General features: G+C 70.3%; 15 protein-coding genes. 7 read left to right on the top strand and 8 right to left on the bottom strand.

From position 1 onward, the window contains the following. Complete coding sequence (locus QUC20_RS00550) at positions 1-1,287, bottom strand: adenylosuccinate synthase (RefSeq protein WP_120263838.1); 1,287 nt, start codon at positions 1,285-1,287, stop codon at positions 1-3. Between the two features lie 142 nt (positions 1,288-1,429). Here QUC20_RS00550 and QUC20_RS00545 point away from each other — a divergent pair, with 142 nt between their 5' ends. After that, positions 1,430-1,927, top strand: coding sequence for a transporter substrate-binding domain-containing protein (locus tag QUC20_RS00545; protein WP_289330597.1), 498 nt, complete (start codon positions 1,430-1,432; stop codon positions 1,925-1,927). Next, complete coding sequence (locus tag QUC20_RS00540; RefSeq protein ID WP_120263839.1) at positions 1,924-2,904, top strand: cation efflux transmembrane domain-containing protein; 981 nt, start codon at positions 1,924-1,926, stop codon at positions 2,902-2,904. The genes QUC20_RS00545 and QUC20_RS00540 overlap by 4 nt, the downstream gene beginning before the upstream one ends. On the opposite strand, the gene QUC20_RS00535 is transcribed toward QUC20_RS00540, so the two are convergent. After that, positions 2,894-3,682: an inositol monophosphatase family protein gene (locus QUC20_RS00535; protein WP_289330596.1), complete on the bottom strand. Its 789-nt coding sequence runs from the start codon at positions 3,680-3,682 to the stop codon at positions 2,894-2,896. The two genes, QUC20_RS00540 and QUC20_RS00535, sit on opposite strands and share 11 nt — an antisense overlap. Before the next feature lie 107 nt (positions 3,683-3,789). On the opposite strand from QUC20_RS00535, the gene QUC20_RS00530 reads away from it, so the two are divergent. The 5 genes from QUC20_RS00530 to QUC20_RS00510 all read left to right on the top strand — a co-directional run bounded on the left by QUC20_RS00530 (position 3,790) and on the right by QUC20_RS00510 (position 10,191). After that, positions 3,790-5,109, top strand: a complete 1,320-nt coding sequence (locus QUC20_RS00530) for a hypothetical protein (RefSeq protein ID WP_289330595.1) — start codon at positions 3,790-3,792, stop codon at positions 5,107-5,109. After that, positions 5,106-5,669 (top strand): dihydrofolate reductase family protein, encoded by a 564-nt coding sequence (locus QUC20_RS00525; protein WP_289330594.1) that lies wholly within the window; start codon positions 5,106-5,108, stop codon positions 5,667-5,669. The genes QUC20_RS00530 and QUC20_RS00525 overlap by 4 nt, the downstream gene beginning before the upstream one ends. Positions 5,670-5,771: 102 nt before the next feature. Beyond that, entirely contained in the window at positions 5,772-6,974 is a 1,203-nt protein-coding gene (locus tag QUC20_RS00520) for an LLM class flavin-dependent oxidoreductase (protein ID WP_289330593.1), read from the top strand. After that, positions 6,971-8,296 (top strand): NtaA/DmoA family FMN-dependent monooxygenase, encoded by a 1,326-nt coding sequence (locus QUC20_RS00515; protein WP_289330592.1) that lies wholly within the window; start codon positions 6,971-6,973, stop codon positions 8,294-8,296. Before QUC20_RS00520 ends, QUC20_RS00515 begins: the two co-directional genes overlap by 4 nt. Continuing rightward, complete coding sequence (locus tag QUC20_RS00510; RefSeq protein WP_289330591.1) at positions 8,293-10,191, top strand: FAD/NAD(P)-binding protein; 1,899 nt, start codon at positions 8,293-8,295, stop codon at positions 10,189-10,191. Before QUC20_RS00515 ends, QUC20_RS00510 begins: the two co-directional genes overlap by 4 nt. Before the next feature lie 104 nt (positions 10,192-10,295). Here the strand turns inward: QUC20_RS00510 and QUC20_RS00505 are convergent, their stop codons facing one another. The 6 genes from QUC20_RS00505 to QUC20_RS00480 form a co-directional block, all read right to left on the bottom strand. Then, positions 10,296-11,930 (bottom strand): molybdopterin-dependent oxidoreductase, encoded by a 1,635-nt coding sequence (locus tag QUC20_RS00505; protein ID WP_289330590.1) that lies wholly within the window; start codon positions 11,928-11,930, stop codon positions 10,296-10,298. A 192-nt stretch (positions 11,931-12,122) separates the two neighbouring features. After that, the gene (locus QUC20_RS00500) at positions 12,123-13,229 is read right to left on the bottom strand and encodes a GNAT family N-acetyltransferase (protein WP_289330589.1); all 1,107 of its coding nucleotides are present in this window, start codon (positions 13,227-13,229) and stop codon (positions 12,123-12,125) included. A 47-nt stretch (positions 13,230-13,276) separates the two neighbouring features. Beyond that, positions 13,277-14,269, bottom strand: coding sequence for an ABC transporter substrate-binding protein (locus QUC20_RS00495; protein WP_289330588.1), 993 nt, complete (start codon positions 14,267-14,269; stop codon positions 13,277-13,279). Positions 14,270-14,320: 51 nt separating this feature from the next. After that, entirely contained in the window at positions 14,321-15,088 is a 768-nt protein-coding gene (locus tag QUC20_RS00490; RefSeq protein ID WP_120263847.1) for an amino acid ABC transporter ATP-binding protein, read from the bottom strand. Continuing rightward, positions 15,085-16,098 carry an amino acid ABC transporter permease gene (locus QUC20_RS00485; protein ID WP_289330587.1) on the bottom strand — a complete coding sequence of 338 codons (1,014 nt, stop codon included), beginning with the start codon at positions 16,096-16,098 and terminating at the stop codon, positions 15,085-15,087. Before QUC20_RS00485 ends, QUC20_RS00490 begins: the two co-directional genes overlap by 4 nt. Positions 16,099-16,278: 180 nt before the next feature. After that, positions 16,279-17,397, bottom strand: coding sequence for a substrate-binding domain-containing protein (locus tag QUC20_RS00480; RefSeq protein ID WP_289330586.1), 1,119 nt, complete (start codon positions 17,395-17,397; stop codon positions 16,279-16,281). Between the last annotated feature and the right edge of the window lie 13 nt (positions 17,398-17,410).

Raw genomic sequence — 17,410 nt, 5'->3', positions numbered from 1 at the left:
TCAGTCGACGAGGTCGTGGCGGACGATCACGGCGTCGCGGGCGGGCCCGACACCGATCACCGAGATGCGCGTGCCGCTCATCTTCTCGAGCGCCAGCACGTACTCCTGGGCGGCGATGGGGAGGTCGTCGAACGTGCGCGCCGTCGAGATGTCTTCCTTCCAACCGGGGAAGTACTCGAGCACCGGCTTGGCGTGGTGGAAGTCGGACTGGTTGACCGGCACCTCGTCGAACCGCTCGCCGTCGACGTCGTATGCGACGCACACCGGGATGCGGTCGAGCCCGGTGAGGATGTCGAGCTTGGTGAGCACGAGGTCGGTGATGCCGTTGATCCGCGTCGCGTACCGCGTGATCGGGGCGTCGTACCAGCCGACACGGCGGGGGCGGCCGGTCGTCGTGCCGAACTCGAATCCGCGCGACCGGAGGAAGTCGCCGTTCTCGTCGAACAGCTCGGTCGGGAACGGGCCCGACCCGACGCGCGTCGTGTACGCCTTGACGATGCCGACGATGCGGTCGAGACGGTTGGGTCCGACGCCCGCACCGGTGGCGGCGCCGCCGGCCGTCGCCGACGACGACGTGACGAAGGGGTAGGTGCCGTGGTCGACGTCGAGCATGGTCGCCTGCCCGCCCTCGAAGACGACGACGTCGCCGTTGTCGAGCGCGTTGCTCAGCAGCAGGCCCGTGTCGCACACCATGGGCCGCAGACGCTCGGCGTACGAGAGCAGGTCTTCGACGATCTCGTCGGCGGTGATCGCACGGCGGTTGAACACCTTGACCAGCAGGTGGTTCTTCTGGTCGAGGGCTCCCTCGACCTTCTGGCGCAGGATGTTCTCGTCGAAGAGGTCTTGCACGCGGATGCCGACGCGGTTGATCTTGTCGGCGTAGGCCGGTCCGATGCCGCGACCGGTGGTGCCGATCTGGCGCTTGCCGAGGAAGCGCTCGGTCACCTTGTCGAGCGTGCGGTGGTACTGCGTGATGAGGTGCGCGTTGGCGCTGACCTTGAGGCGCGAGATGTCGAGCCCGCGCGCCGACAGCGCCTCGAGCTCGGCGAAGAGCACCTCGAGGTCGACGACGACGCCGTTGCCGATGACGGCGTTGACGCCCGGCGAGAGGATGCCGCTCGGCAGCAGGTGCAGGGCGTACTTCTCGTCACCGATGACGACGGTGTGCCCGGCGTTGTTGCCGCCGTTGAACTTGACGACCCAGTCGGTGCGATCGCCCAACAGGTCGGTGGCCTTGCCCTTGCCCTCGTCGCCCCACTGGACGCCGACGATGACGATTCCCGGCATGCGGATCTCCCTTTCTGTCGAGGAGGGATTGCACCCCATCCTATCGACACGGGCGCAACCCCCTTACGGCGATCGCAACACGCGCGCCAGAGTGGGGATGCAGATCGCATACCCACACCAGACGCCTATGGAGGAGGGTCTCATGCACCACCGGCTCGCCACAGCGGTCGGCGCGGTCCTGTTGCTACTGACGTCGTCGTTCGCACTCGCGGGGTGCGGGCTGTCGATACCGACCGACCCGTCGGGCACGCTCACCTCGGTCGAGGGAGGGACGCTTCGGGCCGGGGTATCCCCCGACGGCGAATGGGTGCAGGTCGACGGCGAGGAACCGCAGGGCAGCGAGCCCGATGCGATCCGAGCCTTCGCCGACTCGCTCGACGCCGACGTGGAATGGACCGTCGGGTCGGAGGAGGCGCTCGTGCGCGAACTCGAGAACGGCGGGCTCGATCTCATCGCGGGCGGCATCACCGACCAGACCCCGTGGACAGACAAGGCGGGTGTCACACGCCCGTACGCGGAGGCGACCGCGAAGGACGGCAGCACGCTCAAGGTCGTCATGCTCGTGCCGCTCGGCGAGAACGCGTTCCTGTCGCGCCTCGAGACCTTCCTCTCGGAGCGGGCGAGAGCGGGAGAGCTGTGAACCGGTCGGAGGTGCGGTTCGGACAGACCGAGCTGCCGGAACGTCAGGTCGAGGTGCTTCGCCGCGCGGTGCGGCTCGAATGGATCACGATCGGGTTCCTGGCGGTCACCGTGACCCTCGTCTTCCTCGTGCTCGGCAACTCGCAGGCGATGAAGGCGGCGTGGATCGAGGACCTGCTGTCGTTCATCCCGCCGCTGGCGTTCCTCATCGCGATCCGCGTCAACCGGCGACGACCGACGCTGCGGCATCCGTACGGCTATCACCGCTCGGTCGGAGTCGGTCACCTCGTCGCCGCTGTCGCCCTGACCACGATGGGCACCTACCTGATCGTCGAGTCGGGCATCGGGCTGCTGAGCGGCGAGCACCCGACGATCGGCACGGTCGAGCTGTTCGGCGCGTCGATCTGGCTCGGGTGGCTGATGATCGGGGTCATGGCGCTGACAGCCGTGCCGCCTGTCCTGCTCGGGCGCGCGAAGATCACGCTGGCGCGCGAGCTGCACAACAAGGTGCTCTACGCGGATGCCGACATGAACAAGGCCGACTGGATGACCGCGGTCGGGTCCATCGTGGGCGTCACGGGCATCGGCCTCGGGCTGTGGTGGCTCGACGCGGCGGCGGCGCTCTTCATCGCGGCGGGCATCCTGCGCGACGGGCTGAAGAACCTGCGGGCCGCGATCATCGACCTCATGGACGCGCGAGCGACGACGTTCGACGATGCTGAGCCTCATCCGCTCGCGGGCGAGATCGACGCCTACCTCGCGAGCCTCCCGTGGGTGTCGGCGGCGGGCAGCCGGGTGCGTGACGAGGGACACGTGTTCCACGTCGAGTCGTTCGTCGTGCCGCGCGACGGTCGGATGCCGACCCTCGACGAGCTGGAAGCGGCGCGCGAAGGCTGCGTCGAGCTCGACTGGAAGGTGCAGGACATCGTGCTGGTGCCGGTGCGCGAGCTGCCGATCGTCGTTCCGGTCAGCGAGTGACGAGCTCGCGCAGCGCCGTGACGACATCCGGTCGGCCGACGATCACGAGGGCGCCGTCGGCGGAGGTCCAGGATGCCGCTCCCCCCTCGGTCGCGATGAGCGCGCCGCCGACGAGGTCCCAGATCTCGTTGCGGTAGGCCACGAGGGCGCCGAGTCCGCCCGTCACGAGCAGCGCCCAGTCCGACGACGGAGCCCAGCTGCGCAGGACCCGCTTCGTGCCGCGCTCGAGGCGATCGAACAGCTCGTTGCGACGCGGGTCGTCATGGCCGACGTCGTAACCCTGTGTGAAGGCGACGGTCTCGTGAGCGAGCGCACCCGCCCCCTCGATGACGACGCGCGGTGCGGTGGATCCGGATTCGTCGGAGTCGCCGGCGGTGAATGCCCCGCTCCCCTCGATGGCCCAGAACGTGCGGCGCCGCGGTGAGTCGTGGACGACCGCCATCACCGGACGGTCGCGCTGGCAGAGCGTGATGCAGACGCCGTAGACATCGAGCCCCAGCACGTAGTTGTGCGTGCCGTCGAGCGGGTCGATGAGCCAGCGGTACTCGCCCTCGTCGCTGCCCTGCTCGCCGCCCTCCTCGCCGAGGATCGCGTGCTCCGGATACGCGCGCCGCAGGGCCTCGACGATCCGCCGCTCTGTCTCGCGATCGACGTGCGTCACGAGGTCGGCGCCGTCGCCCTTCGCGTCGATGCGGGCGGTCGTCCGCTCCGCGACGGCGACGTCGCCGGCTTCACGGGCGAGGGCGATGGCCAGGTCTGCGGCGCGCTGGAGATCCACCCGCCCGACGCTATCGGCAGCCAGAGACGACGAGAACCTGCCGGAACCGGCAGAGCAAGCCTCAACGGCGCTGGGCAGGCCAATCGGGTTGCTGACAGTATCGAGTTGTGAGGCGCGACTACCTGGGGCGTGCCGCGCTGGCGGCATCCGCGATGTTCCTGCCGGGGATCGGCAGCGTCGTCATCCTGCTCGTCATGGCGATCGCCTATTCCGACGAGGTCCAGGCGGCGATCGGCCTCGGGGGCTCCACCGCCGCGATCGTGACGGTCGTGGCATCCGGTTTCGTGGTCACCACCATCCGCGCGCGCACGGCGGGGCACTCCCTCGAAGGAGAGTTGACGGGGGCGGTGGGGGCGGCGATGCTTCTGCTGCTGGCCGCTATCGCGATCGCGCTCCTCAGTCCGGTCGTCTCGCGCTCGGACGCGGGCGGGTACTTCGCCGTCTACTGGATCGCCACCATCCCGGCGACGGTGCTCACGCCGATCGGCTTCGTCTTCAACGGCGCGTTCCAGGCGCAGCACCGCGACGGCACCAACCTGATCACCGCGGTCACCGGAACGCTCGTGAAAGCCGCCGTCGCGGCCGTCGTCGTCGCGCTCGGCGTCCCACCGCTCGCGGCTGTGGCTGCCGTCGGCGCCACGACGTCGGTCGCGTCGATCCTGGGAGTGCTGGTGCGCGGATCACAGCTCGCGCGAGCGGACATGATCTCGTGGCGCATGGTGGCGTCGGCGGCGCGTGAGGCTCTCGCGCATCCCGTCGCCGTCATCCGGTCACTCGGCGAGCGCGCGGCCGCGTCGGTCGACGGACTGGTCTTCCTGGTGACCTTCACGGCAGCGATCATGGTGGCCACTGCGCACTCCCCCGCCGACGGTGCGGTGGTCGCGCTGTCGGTGGCGGTGATGCGCTCCGTCATCGTCCCGCTGAAGCAGTTCGGCGTGGTCGGGGCAAGATTCGTCATCGCCGAGCGCGGGGGAGGCGGCGGGCGCGGGCTCGGGCGCGGGCGGGCCATGCGCCTGTCGACGGTGCAGGCGAACTGTCTCGTCCTGCTCGCGGCGATCGCGGTGGCGCTGACGATCTCGCGCCTGGCTCTGCCGGTCTTCGACCAGCTCGGCTGGCTGATCGTCGCGATGATGTCCGTGCAACTGCTCATCGAACCGTGGGCAGGTGTCCTGTACTCCTACCGCAAGATCGCGCTGTCGACAGCGGCTGGGCTGCCCGCCCTCGTGATCGCGTACGGGGCGGTCGGTGGGTCGGGGCTGACGCTGCTCGCCGTCACACGTTCCGGCTCGGCCGAGGCCATCTGGGGGGTCCTGCTCGCGACACGTGTCGTCTTCGCCGTCCTCCTGGCCTGGACCCCTCGCATATCGATGCCCGCGGGTCCAGACTGGCGTCGCGGCGTCATCCGCCGCAGACGGGATGCGGCATGAGACCTCTGCGGTACTCGATCAATGTGACGCTCGACGGGTGCTGCCACCATGAGGCGGGGCTGCCGCCCGACCAAGAATCGATGGGCTACTGGACGGCGCAGATGGCCGGGGTCGACGCGTTGCTGCTCGGCCGCGTGACGTACGAGATGATGGCCGCCGCCTGGCGACGGCCCGCCTCGGGCGAGTGGCCCGAGTGGATGGATGACGCCGAGATCAGATTCGCCGAGGCCATCGACGGCGCCCGGAAGTTCGTCGTGTCGTCGACCCTTGGCGATCCCGACTGGAACGCCGAGCTCATCTCGGGCGACCTGGAGACCGCCGTCCGAGCGCTGAAGGCCGAGCCGGGCGCCGGGCTCTGGGTCGGCGGCGTCATGCTGCCCACCGCCCTGGCGGACCTCGGCCTCATCGACGAGTTCGAGTTCGTCGTGCAGCCCGTCGTCGCGGGACGGGGGCCGACGCTGCTCGCGGGCCTGCACGGGCAGATCGAGCTCGAAGCGGTCGACCGCACAGCATTCCGCTCGGGGGCTGTGGCGACGCGGTACCGGCTGCGCAGCGCCTGACCTGATGTGATCTGAGCGCGCGACGCGAACCCCGGTTACGACAGGTGTCGCCGGATGACGGGCGGCCTTGGCAGCGCTCGGGGCGAGGTCGACAGTGGGCTCATGTCTCACCGCATCCATCTCGCCGTCGCTCTCGAGCGGGCCGGCTGGCACCCCGCCGCGTGGCGCGCGTCCGGGCTCTCGCCGCGCGCGTTCACCACATCCCGTCAGTGGGCCGACCAGGTGCGACTCCTCGACGGGGCGGGCGTGACTCTCGCGACCATCGAGGACGCGCTCTCGCTGACCGACCGCTTGGAAGACGCGAACGACCCCGACCCCGGGCGGCTGCACGGGCGTATCGACGCGGTGCTGCTGGCCTCCGCGCTCGCGCCGCTCACGCACCGGATCGGCCTGATCCCGACGGTCACGACGACGCACACCGAGCCGTTCCACGTCGCCACCGGCATCCAGACGCTCGACTTCGCGAGCCGCGGCCGCGCGGGCGTGAGGCTCGTCGTCGGCGGGTCGGCCGCGGAGCGCGCGAACTTCGGGCGGCGCGACGAGATCGATCTCGAGACCGGGTTCCGCGAGGCGGGCGAGGTCGCCGACGCGCTCGGGCGCCTGTGGGACTCGTGGCAGGACGATGCGATCATCCGGGATGCCGCGAGCGGCCGCTTCGTCGACGCCGACCGCATCCACAACATCGACGTCGCGGGCGAGTTCTTCTCGATCACCGGGGCCTCGATCGTGCCCCGCTCGCCCCAGGGCCGCCCCATCATCTCGGTGCTCGCGCACCAGACCGTGCCGTTCCGCCTCGCCGCCGAGCACGCCGACGTCGTGTTCGTCACGCCCCACGATGCGGCCGCCGCGACCGGCATCCTCGCCGAGCTCGACGGAGCCGCCGCCGAGCTGCGCCGCTCTGGCGAGCGCCTGCGCGTGTTCGCCGACGTGATCGTGCTCGTCGAGGAGACGAGTGCGGCTGCACGCGACGCGCTCGCGCGGCTCGACGACCTCGTCGGAGGCGAGTTCCGCTCGGACGCGCGGGTCGTCGCCGGCACGCCGACCGAGGTCGCCGAGCACATCCGGGCCCTCGCAGAGACCGGCGTCGACGGTGTGCGGCTGCGGCCGGCACGCCAGCCCGACGACGTCGTCGCGATCGCCGAGCGTCTCGCCCCGCTGCTGCGCGCGACCCGTGTGCTGCGCGACGACGACGCCGCCACCTTGCGCGGCCGGCTCGGCCTGCCGCGTCCCGCGAGCAGGTACGCCGGCCCAGCCCACGACTCTGCCCACGACGCCGCCCCGACACGAGAGAAGGTCGCCCTGTGAGCCGCTCGCCCCGCCAGATCCACCTGGCCGCACACTTCCCCGGTGTCAACAGCACCACGGTGTGGACCGACCCCGCCTCGGGCAGCCAGATCGACTTCGCCGCATTCGAGTACTTCGCGCGCTCGGCCGAGCGCGGCTTCTTCGACTACGTGTTCCTCGCCGAGGGCCTGCGGTTGCGCGAGCACAAGGGCCGCGTGCACGAGCTCGACGTGCTGGGCCGCCCGAACACCCTCGCGATCCTGGCGGCGCTGACCGCCGTCACCGATCACGTCGGTCTCGTCGGCACCCTGAGCACGACGTTCAACGAGCCGTACGAGCTCGCCCGTCAGCTTGCGACACTCGACCACCTGTCGGACGGCCGCGCCGGATGGAACGCCGTGACGAGCTCCGACGCGTTCCACGGCGCGAACTTCCGCCGCGGCGGGTTCCTCGACCACGCCGACCGCTACGAGCGCGCGAGAGAGTTCGCCGCCCTGTCGAAGAAGCTCTGGGACTCGTGGGACGAGGGCGAAGCGCTGCCCCGCCGCATCCGCCACTCGGGTCCGCAGTTCGACGTCGACGCCCTCTTCGACGTGCCCCGCTCGCCGCAGGGGCGCCCCGTGATCGTGCAGGCCGGTGACTCCGCCGACGGACGCGACTTCGGAGCCGAGCACGCCGAAGTCATCTTCTCGCTGCACCAGGACTTCGATGCGGCCCGCGTGTTCTACGACGACGTCAAGGGGCGCCTGGCCGCGTGGGGGCGCGACGAGGGCTCGCTGAAGATCCTGCCCGCGGCGACGTTCGTCATCGGCGACACGGATGCCGAGGCGCGCGAACGATCGCGTGAGATCGCCCTGCAGCAGGTGCGGCCCGAGCAGGCGTTGACCTACCTCGAGCAGGTCTGGGGCCGCGACCTCAGCGGCTACGACCCCGACGGCCCGCTGCCCGACGTCGAGCCCGACACCGGCTCGGAGACCGCACGCGGCTGGGCCAATCGCCACAAGGCCGTGCAGGCGCGGATCGCGTCGCTGCGGGAGCTGTCGGAAGCCGAGGGGCTGAGCGTGCGCGAGCTCGTCATCCGGCTGACGGCCAAGCACACATTCGTGGGCACCCCCGAGCACATCGCGGGCGAGATCGACCGCTACGTGCAGGAGCGGGCGACCGACGGATTCACCGTCGTCGGGCACCTCACCCCGCACGGCCTCGACGAGTTCGCCACGCGCGTCGTCCCCCTCCTGCAGGAGCGCGGGTCGTACCGCGACTCGTACGACGAGGGAGCGACGCTGCGCGACCTGCTCGGGCTGCCGGCCGTGGTTCCGGCACCCGCATCCGTACCGGCGTGAGCGTCCACCGGCTGGTCTTCGTCGGCGCCGGCCCGCGCGCGATCATGCTCCTCGAGCGGATCGTCGCGCGGTTCGGCGTCGCGGCGGGCGCAGGGGATGCGGCGGATGCGCGCGCGGTCGGCGCGCCGCGCCTGCATGTCGAGCTGGTCGACCCGCATCCTCCGGGGGCCGGTCGCATCTGGCGGCGGGCGCAGTCGCCGCTGCTGAAGCTCAACTCGATGGCGCGCGACGTGACGGTCTTCACCGACGAGAGCTGCGTCATCGACGGTCCGATCCGGCCGGGACCCTCGCTCATCGAATGGGCCGAGCTCTGGCGCAGCGGCGAGCTGGCCGCGACCGGCCGGGGCATCGAGATCGACGACGAGGTGGCGGCTGCCGAGGCGCGCGGGCTGCACGGCGAGAGCTTTCCCACGCGGCGACTGCACAGCTACTACCTGGAGTGGTTCTACCGGCGCACGGTCGCCGAGGCCCCTGCCGGCGTCACGGTGCGCTGGCGCCGCGACACGGTGGCGAGCGTGAGCCCGGAGAACCGCGTGACCCTGGCGAGCGGGCTCGAGATCGACGCCGACGGTGTCGTCTTCGCGCTCGGTCACACCGGTCGTGAACCGGATGCCGTCACCGCCGGCCTCATCGCCGGGGCGCGCCGCGCGCGGCTGCACTATGTGCCGCCCGCCTTCACCGCCGACGCCGACCTCTCGCAGCTCGGGGCCGGCGACGACGTCATCGTGCGCGGCATGGGACTCGCCGCGGTCGACCTCGTGGTGCTGCTCACCCAAGGCCGCGGCGGCCGCTTCGTCGAGAAGGGCGACGGGTTGCGGTACGTGCCGTCGGGACGCGAGCCGCGTCTGCACCTCGGATCGCGGCGGGGCGTTCCCTACCGTTCGAAGGTGTCGTCGGCGCTGCGCGGCGAGGCATCCCAACGCGAGGTGCTGACGCCCGCGGCGATCGCCGAGCTTGTGGCCCGCCCCGGTGTCATCGACTTCGAGGCCGATGTCTGGCCGCTCATCGCGGGCGAGCTGCTCCACGGGCACTACCGCGAGCTGTTCACGGGACACCCCGACCGCGTCGTCGGCGATTGGACGACGTTCCGTGCGGTGCTGCGGTCGCACGCGTGGGACGACCCCGCCCTGCTCGACGCGATCGCGGCGGCGGTGCCCGATCCGCTCGACCGGTTCGACGTCGCGTCGCTCGACCGGCCGTTCGCCGCGGCGGCCTTTGCCGGCGGCGACGACGCGCACGAGCGGGTGCGCGCACACATCGTCACCGACCTGCATCTGCGTACGGCCCCGGAACGCAGCGCCGCGCAGGGCGTCTTCCTCGCAGCGCTGCTGTCGTTCCTCGCGCTTGCCGAGATCCCCGCCGATCGGTGGAACGAGCACTCGCGCACACGATCGCTGCCGGTCCGGTGGCACACCTTCTTCAGCTACGTCGCAAGCGGCCCGCCCCCGCACCGGCTCGAGGAGCTCGTGGCCCTCGCCGATGCCGGGATCGTTCGCTTGCTCGGGCCCGAGATCGAGGTCCGCATCGATCCGGAGCGCGGCTTCGTCGCCTCCAGCCGTCGCGTCCCGGGCGAGACCGTCGCGGGCAGCCTCGTCGACGCGTGGCTGCCCGGGCCGGGAGCCGCCGTGAGCGAGAACCGCGTGCTGCGAGCGCTGGCCCGCCAGCAGGGGGCGGAGGTACGCGTGCTCACCGATGCCGACGGCCGGGTACTGCGGCGGGACGGCTCACCGACGGCATCCGCCTTCGCGCTCGGCCCGTTCACGTCGCTGCCCGAGAGCGGTGCTTTCACCCGCCCGGGATCGAACGCGCTCTCGATCCGCCAGACCGACCGCACGGCAGGAGCGATCGTCGACGCGGTCCTCGGCGCCACTACGCCGCTCGCTCGCCTCGCGTAGCCCCCTGCTCCCCCTTCCCCTTCGTCGACTCGCCACGAATGGCGAGTGCGCGGGGGGCAGCATCCGCACTTCCTGGCGAGTCGACGGCAGGTGGGAGCCGAGGGTCAGGCGGAGACCGTCACCAGGACGCGCTGCCAGCCGCTCGAGCCGTCGGGGGCGATCGGGGCGCGCTCCTCGATCTGCGTGTCGCCGTCCTTGTTGACGGCGCGCACCTCGACGTAATGGGTTCCCGCGTCGGCCTGCCACTCCAGCATCCACTGGACCCAGGTATCGGCGTTGATCGGGTTGGAGAGCGTCGCAGCCTGCCAGTCGCCGTCGTCGATCCGCACTTCGACGCGGTCGATCCCGACTGTCTGAGCCCAGGCCATGCCGGCGATGGCGACGGTGCCCGCGGCGACCGGTGTGCCCGTGCGCGGGGTGTCGATGCGGGACGAGAACTTGATCGGCGCTTCGGCTGCGTACCCGCGCGGGGTCCAGTAGGCCTCGTCGGCCTCGAACGTGGTGACCTTGAGCTCGGTGACCCACTTCGTCGCGGAGACGTAGCCGTACAGCCCCGGGACCACCATGCGCACCGGGAAGCCGTGCTCGAGGGGCAACGGCTCGCCGTTCATCTTGACGGCGAAGATCGCGTCGCGCGAGTCGTCGGTCAGGGCCTCGAGGGGGGTGGATGCCGTGTACCCGTCCACGCTCTTCGACAGCACCATGTCGGCGCCCGACTGCGGGCCCGCCATGCGCAGGATGTCGCGGATCGGGACGCCTTGCCAGATGGCGTTGCCCACCAGACCGCCGCCGACCTCGTTCGAGACGCACGTGAGCGTGACGGCGTACTCGTCGAGACCCATGCCGACGAGATCGTCGAAGCTCAGCTCGACGCGCTGATCGACCATGCCGTCGATGACGAGACGCCACGTGGTCGGGTCGACCGACGGCACCGTGAGGGCCGTGTCGACGCGGTAGAAGTCGGCGTTCGGGGTGATGAGGGGCGAGATCCCCTCGACATCCAGCTCGGCGCCGTCGGGGATCGTGACGGTCGACCGCGGCTCGGGGATGCGCAGCTCACGGCGGAGCGCGTCGACCGAAGCCGACGTCGCATTGAGCAGGCGGGCGCCGACCCCGACGATGACGGCGGCGAGGCCCACGCCTCCCGTGGCGACCAGGAACGATCGCCGACCGAGGCCGCGCTGCTCAGCGGCCGGGTACGCCGGGGTGGTCGGGTTGACGGCATCCGCGGCAGCCGCGACATCCGCGGCGCCCGCTGCGCCCGCCCAGCGCCGGAGGCGCGTGATGAGGAAGACGAGGATGATCACTCCGGCCAGCGTCCCGATCACGGGCGGCACGAAGGCGAGCGGGCTGGCTCCGGTGCGAGTGACGATGGCGGCCGTCGAGATCACCCCGGCGAGGGCGATGACGATGACCCCGAACGGCCGGGCGAAGAACTGCAGGATGCCGGCGATCGCGGCGGCGACCACGACGGCGAGCGCGAGGCTGCCGAGCAGGACGATCTTGTCGGCCGAGCCGAACGTCGCGATCGCGAACTCCTTGAGCGGCTGCGGCACGATATCGATGACGAAGGCGCCCACGGCGAGGATCGGGCTGCTCTCACGCGCGACGAGGAGCGCGACCAGCTCGGCTACGGCGAGGAAGGCGGCAGCGCTGACGATGCCGGCGAGCGCGCTCGACAAGGCCCAGACCCCGCGCCGGGTCTTCGCCTCGTTCGCGGATGCGGTCGATTTCGCCATCGCTGTCGCCTCTCGATCGGCAGATCACTCCTACCGTGCATAGTGTCTTCGTCGCCGAGCCCGCAACGGATGGAATTCCGGCCCGGATGATGCAGAGTCGACCCGGCTGATGCCGGCGAGAACGCATCGTTGCGCCGAGAACGCACCGCTTAGCGTGCGTGTTCGGGGAGACGGTGCGTGCTCGGCGGGAATCTACAGGGGCTTGGTGAAGCAGCGGGAGAACGTGTACTCGGTGTAGGGGGCGTAGATCGGGATCGGCGTGTACCCGAGGCGCTCGTACAGCACGACGGCGTCATGCTGGCGGTCGCCGGTCTGCAGGATGACGCGCGCGGCGCCGCGGTCGCGCGCGATGCGTTCGAGCTCGGCGATGAGAGCACGGCTCGCGCCGAGCCCGCGAGCCCGCGGGTGCACGTACACGCGCTTGATCTCGAGGTCGCGGATGCCGTCGTGCTCGAGGTCGCGCAGCGCACCGTGACCGAGCGCCTCGCCCGCGGCATCCGTCACGAGCACCGTCGCCACGATCGTCTCGGGGTCGAGGGCGAAAGCGCGGGCGGATCGGGCGGCGGCTTCGGGGTCGGCCTCGTCGAAGCGGTCGGCGTATCGCGGGCCGACCTCGCGGTCCATCTCGGCGCGGAGGGCGACCGCACGGGAGTCGTCGTAGTCGATGTGCTCGAGGAGCCACGTCGGCGCCGAGCCGCCCGCGGGGGTGCCGGTCGAGGCGGTGCCGGTCGGGGCCGAGGGCTCCGGCTCGAGGTCGTAACCGAAGGCGAGCAGATCGACGAAACGGCCCGGCTCGACCTCGATTCGTCCCTCGCGTTCGGGCAGGCGCGAGAAACCGAGCTTGGCGTAGAGCGCGTGCGCGGCGGTCATCTCGGGCCCGCTGTTCATGACGACGCGGTGCGATCCGCGCTGGCGGGCCAGCTCGATGACGTGCCGGGCGAGCGCCTCGCCGACGCCGCGGCCGCGCGCCTCGGGCGCAACGGCGAGCTGTCGGAAATCGGTCTCGCCGGGCTGCGCGACACCGGCCAGCGGCCGGTTCGGCCGAGCGACCCACACGGTTCCGAGGATGTCGGCCTCGGCAGCGGTATCTGCGGCGGCATCCGCGCGCCCGCCGCCATCCACCGCCACCCACACGTCGCCGCTCTGCACGCGTGTGGCGACGTCGCGCAGCGAGGCGAGGTAGTGCTCCGAGAGCTCGCCGTAGCTGTGCCGGTAGGCACGGGCGGTCAGGTCGCCCGCCCGAGCGAACTCCTCGGTGCGGACGAGCCGGATGGTGAGGGCTGTCGCGGTCGATGTCACGATGTGACGCTACCTCTCACCGAGACCCGTTCACGACGCATACCCATTCACGACGCCGGAAGGCCAGGAGGGTTGATCTCGCTCTTCTCGACGCGTTCCGACTCGAGCCCCCAGGTTTCGAGGACCTCGTCGTACTGGCCGCCCTCGATGATGGCGTTGATCGCGATCGACACCGGCTCGACGAGGCCGTTGGCCTTCGCGGTCGCCGCGGCGATGTTGGCGGTCTGCGGCCAGCCTCCCGGCACGAGGCCGACGAGCTTGGTGTCACCGGTCTCGCGCGCCGACCAGGCCGAGGTGGCGTTGGGTCCGAAGGTGGCGTCGACGCGTCCGGACTGCAGCGCGAGGACGGCTGCGGCGTTGTCGTCGTAGTACTGCAGCTCGGCCGGGGCCTCGCCGGCCGCCTCGAGCTCGTCGTTCCAGGCGAGCAGCACCTGCTCCTGGTTCGTGCCCGAGCCGACGACGATTCTCAGACCCGAGATGTCGGCGGCCTCCTCGATCTTCTCGATGTCGCTGTCGGCACGGACGTAGAAGCCGAGCAGGTCTTCGCGGTAGCTCGCGAAGTCGTAGAGCTCCTTGCGCTCTTCGGTGACGGTGACGTTCGAGGTGATGAGGTCGTACTTGCCCGACTGGATGCCGAGGGGCCAGTCGGCCCACGCCACGACCACCGGGTTGTACTCGAGGCCGAGCGCCTCGGCGATCAGCGAGCCGATGTTCGGCTCGGTGCCCGCGGCGCTGGTCTCACCCTCGGGGATGTAGCCGAGCGGCGGCAGGTAAGCGGAGTGGGCGACGGTGAGCTTCCCCTCTTCGACAGGCTCGAAGCCGCTCGCCTCGAGGGCCGCGACGGCATCGGCGACGGGCTCGTCGAGGTGCACCCAGTGGATGTCGTCGGTCGCGACGTTCGCCGTGGTGGCCGCGGGCGCCGCAGCCTCGGCCTCGGCGGGTCGGTTGAGGTTCACGGCGGTGACGATGCCGCCGACGATCGCCGCGACCGCGACGACGCCGAGTCCGGCGGCGATGCTCTGCTTCTTGCTGATGGCCATGCTGTGGGTCTTTCTCGAAGGGTGTGGTGGGGCGGAACGGGACGGGGAAGGTCAGGCGAGGACCTTGGCGAGGAACTCCTGCACGCGCGGGTGCTTCGGCGCGACGAGCACCTCGGTCGGCGGACCCTGCTCGATGATCCGGCCACCGTCGAGGAAGACGACGCGGTCGGCGACCTCGCGGGCGAAGCCGATCTCGTGGGTGACGATGATGAGGGTCGTGCCCAGCTGCGCGAGGTCGCGGATGACGTCGAGCACCTCACCGACGAGTTCGGGGTCGAGTGCGCTCGTCGGCTCGTCGAACAGGATCACCTTGGGCTTGAGGGCCAGGGCGCGGGCGATCGCGACGCGTTGCTGCTGACCGCCCGAGAGCTGACGCGGGTAATGGCCGGCCTTGTCGCCGAGACCCACGCGGTCGAGCAGGCCGATCGCGAGCTCGCGGGCGTCGTCCTTCGACAGCCGGCCGAGGGCGATGGGCGCCTCGGTGACGTTCTCGAGCGCCGTGAGGTGAGGGAAGAGGTTGAAGTTCTGGAAGACGATCCCGATCTGCGTGCGCCGCTCGAGCACCGCCTTCTCGCGCAGCTCGTAGAGCTTGCCGTTGCGCTGCTCGTAGCCGATGAACTCGCCGTCGACCGTGACCGATCCACGGTCGACCGTCTCGAGGTGGTTGATGGTGCGCAGCAGCGTCGACTTGCCCGAGCCGCTGGCGCCGAGGATCGCGACGATCTCGCCCGGCTGCACCGTGAGGTCGATGCCGCCGAGCACCTCGATGCCCCCGTAGCTCTTGTGGACGTTGTGGATCTCGACGAGACCGATGGTCATGACTCTCCTCCGTGGGCGAGGGGACGGGGTGCCGGCGCATCGTCGCCGAGGCGGGCCCACTGCACGGCGACCCAGTGGCGCGCTCGCTGCACGGGGGTGGGCGGCAGTACCCGCACCGATCCCCGCGCGTAGTGACGCTCGATGTAGTACTGCAGGATGCTGAGCACTGTGGTGATGATCGTGTACCAGACGACCGCGACGAGCAGCAGCGGGATGACGCGACTGTTGCGGTTGTAGATCACCTGCACCGCGTAGAACAGCTCGGGAATCGCGATGACGAACAGCACCGAGGTGCCCTTCACGAGACCGATCACCTCGTTGGTGGCGTTCGGGATGATCGACCGCATGGCCTGCGGCAGCACGATGCGGCTGAGCCGGCGACGCGGCGGGATGCCGAGAGCCGCCGCCGCCTCGAGCTGGCCCTGGTCGACAGAGAGCAGGCCCCCGCGGATGATCTCGGCGGAGTAGGCCGCCTGGTGCAGGCTCAGGCCGAGCACTCCCGCCGCGAACGCGCTGATGAGCTGGACGGTGGGAAACTCCACGATCCAGAAGTCCGTCGTGAACGGGGTGCCCAGTCCGAGCGTCGGATACAGGTACCCGAGGTTGTACCAGACGACCAGCTGCACGACGAGGGGAACCGAGCGGAAGAACCAGATGAAGCTCCATGCCGCGGCGTTCAGCAGCGGCGACTTCGCCAGCCGCGCGAGGGCGAGCACCGTGCCGAGGAGGAACCCGATGGTCGCCGACACCCCCGTGTATACGAGGGTGAGGCCGAGGCCCTGCAGTACCGGGTCGGAGAAGAAGTACTGCGCGAAGTAGTCCCACTCGTAGTTCTCGTTCGTCACGAGCGACCACAGGAACTGCGCGACGACGAACACGATGATCGCCGCGATCGCCCAGCGGAACCAATGCCGCGTGCGGACGACGGGGATGTCGCCGAGGTCGACGCGCCGCGTGGCGGGCGCGGGATCGCCGACGGCGGGGTCGACGCGCGAGACGGTGTCGGTCATTCGGGTCTCCTCGGAACGGCGCGGATGCAGCGACTGCTGCGGATCGCACGACAGTAGGCCGCCGAAGACACCGGTGTCGTGGCGTCTGCTCACACGGCGACACGCACGGAGATACGGCGTAACACAGAGAACCGGCTCCCAGCGAGAGAGCTGGGGGCCGGTTCTGAGAGCGTTTACGGGTTACTGCGCCGCCGTCACGATCTCGAGGAGGCTCGGGACGTTGGCGTACGCCTCGGCGGCGTTCTCCTTCGTGACGATCACGGGCTCGAGCAGGTACGCGGGAACGACCTTCACGCCGTTGTCGTACTGCTCGGTGTCGTTGACATCGGCATCCTCGCCCTGCTGCAGCTGGCCGATCATCTTGACCGTCTGCTCGACGAGCAGGGCGGTGTCCTTGTTGATGGTCGAGTACTGCTCGCCGGCCATGATCGACTTCACCGACTCGACCTCGGAGTCCTGACCGGTGACCGTGAAGGTCGCGACATCCTTCCCGGCCTGCTTCACCGAGGTGAGGATGGCTCGGGCCAGGGTGTCGTTCGGTGAGAGCACACCGTCGAGCGTGTCGCTGCTGTAGGTCGAGGTGAGGATCGAGTCCATGCGGCTCTGAGCGTTCTCGGCCTTCCAGCCCTGAGTCGCGGTCTGCGCGATCTCGGTCTGGCCCGACTTCACGACGAGCGTGCCGTCATCGATCTTCGGCTGCAGCACGTCCATCGCACCGTTGAAGAACACAGCAGAGTTCGCGTCGTCGGGCGACCCCGAGAACAACTCGATGTTCCACGGCGCGCCATGGCCCGACCGGGCCTCGAGCCCGTCGAGCAGCGCCTGCCCCTGCAGCTGCCCGACCTTGAAGTTGTCGAACGCGACGTAGTAGTCGACGTTCTCGCTGTTCTCGAGCAGCCGGTCGTAGGCGATGATCATCACGCCGGCGTCGGCGGCCTGCTGCAGCTGGGTCCCGAGCTGCTTGCCGTCCTTCGCGCCGATGACGATGACCTTCGCACCGTTGGTGATCATCGCGGAGATCTGGTTCTGCTGTTCGGCGACCGTGTTGGATGCCGGCGCGTACTGCACGTCGGCCTTGAAGCCGGCGGCCTCGAGGTCCTTCGTGAACAGGTCGCCCGCGAGCACCCAGTTCTCGCTGGTCTTGTCGGGCAGAGCGACGCCGATCGTCGCGTCGGCCGCGAAGCCCGCCGCAGCGGAGGCGTCGCCGCCGGCGCCCGCGTCGGTGCGCGCATTGGAGCACGCCGACAGGGCCAGCGCCGTGACCGCGAGTGCGGTGACGGCGAGAGCGATCTTCTTCATTGCATTCATCTCT

The organism is Microbacterium arborescens (genome assembly GCF_030369635.1).
Taxonomy (GTDB): domain Bacteria; phylum Actinomycetota; class Actinomycetes; order Actinomycetales; family Microbacteriaceae; genus Microbacterium.
The sequence above is the reverse complement of the archived record's forward strand: the minus strand, read 5'-3'. Positions and strand labels throughout refer to the sequence as shown.

Excerpts from the sequence above, each read along its gene's own strand:
- QUC20_RS00550 (WP_120263838.1), bottom strand. The coding sequence starts at position 1,287 with ATGCCGGGAATCGTCATCGTCGGCGTCCAGTGGGGCGACGAGGGCAAG.
- QUC20_RS00545 (WP_289330597.1), top strand. The coding sequence starts at position 1,430 with ATGCACCACCGGCTCGCCACAGCGGTCGGCGCGGTCCTGTTGCTACTG.
- QUC20_RS00525 (WP_289330594.1), top strand. The coding sequence starts at position 5,106 with ATGAGACCTCTGCGGTACTCGATCAATGTGACGCTCGACGGGTGCTGC.
- QUC20_RS00520 (WP_289330593.1), top strand. The coding sequence starts at position 5,772 with ATGTCTCACCGCATCCATCTCGCCGTCGCTCTCGAGCGGGCCGGCTGG.
- QUC20_RS00505 (WP_289330590.1), bottom strand. The coding sequence starts at position 11,930 with ATGGCGAAATCGACCGCATCCGCGAACGAGGCGAAGACCCGGCGCGGG.
- QUC20_RS00495 (WP_289330588.1), bottom strand. The coding sequence starts at position 14,269 with ATGGCCATCAGCAAGAAGCAGAGCATCGCCGCCGGACTCGGCGTCGTC.
- QUC20_RS00490 (WP_120263847.1), bottom strand. The coding sequence starts at position 15,088 with ATGACCATCGGTCTCGTCGAGATCCACAACGTCCACAAGAGCTACGGG.
- QUC20_RS00485 (WP_289330587.1), bottom strand. The coding sequence starts at position 16,098 with ATGACCGACACCGTCTCGCGCGTCGACCCCGCCGTCGGCGATCCCGCG.
- QUC20_RS00480 (WP_289330586.1), bottom strand. The coding sequence starts at position 17,397 with ATGAAGAAGATCGCTCTCGCCGTCACCGCACTCGCGGTCACGGCGCTG.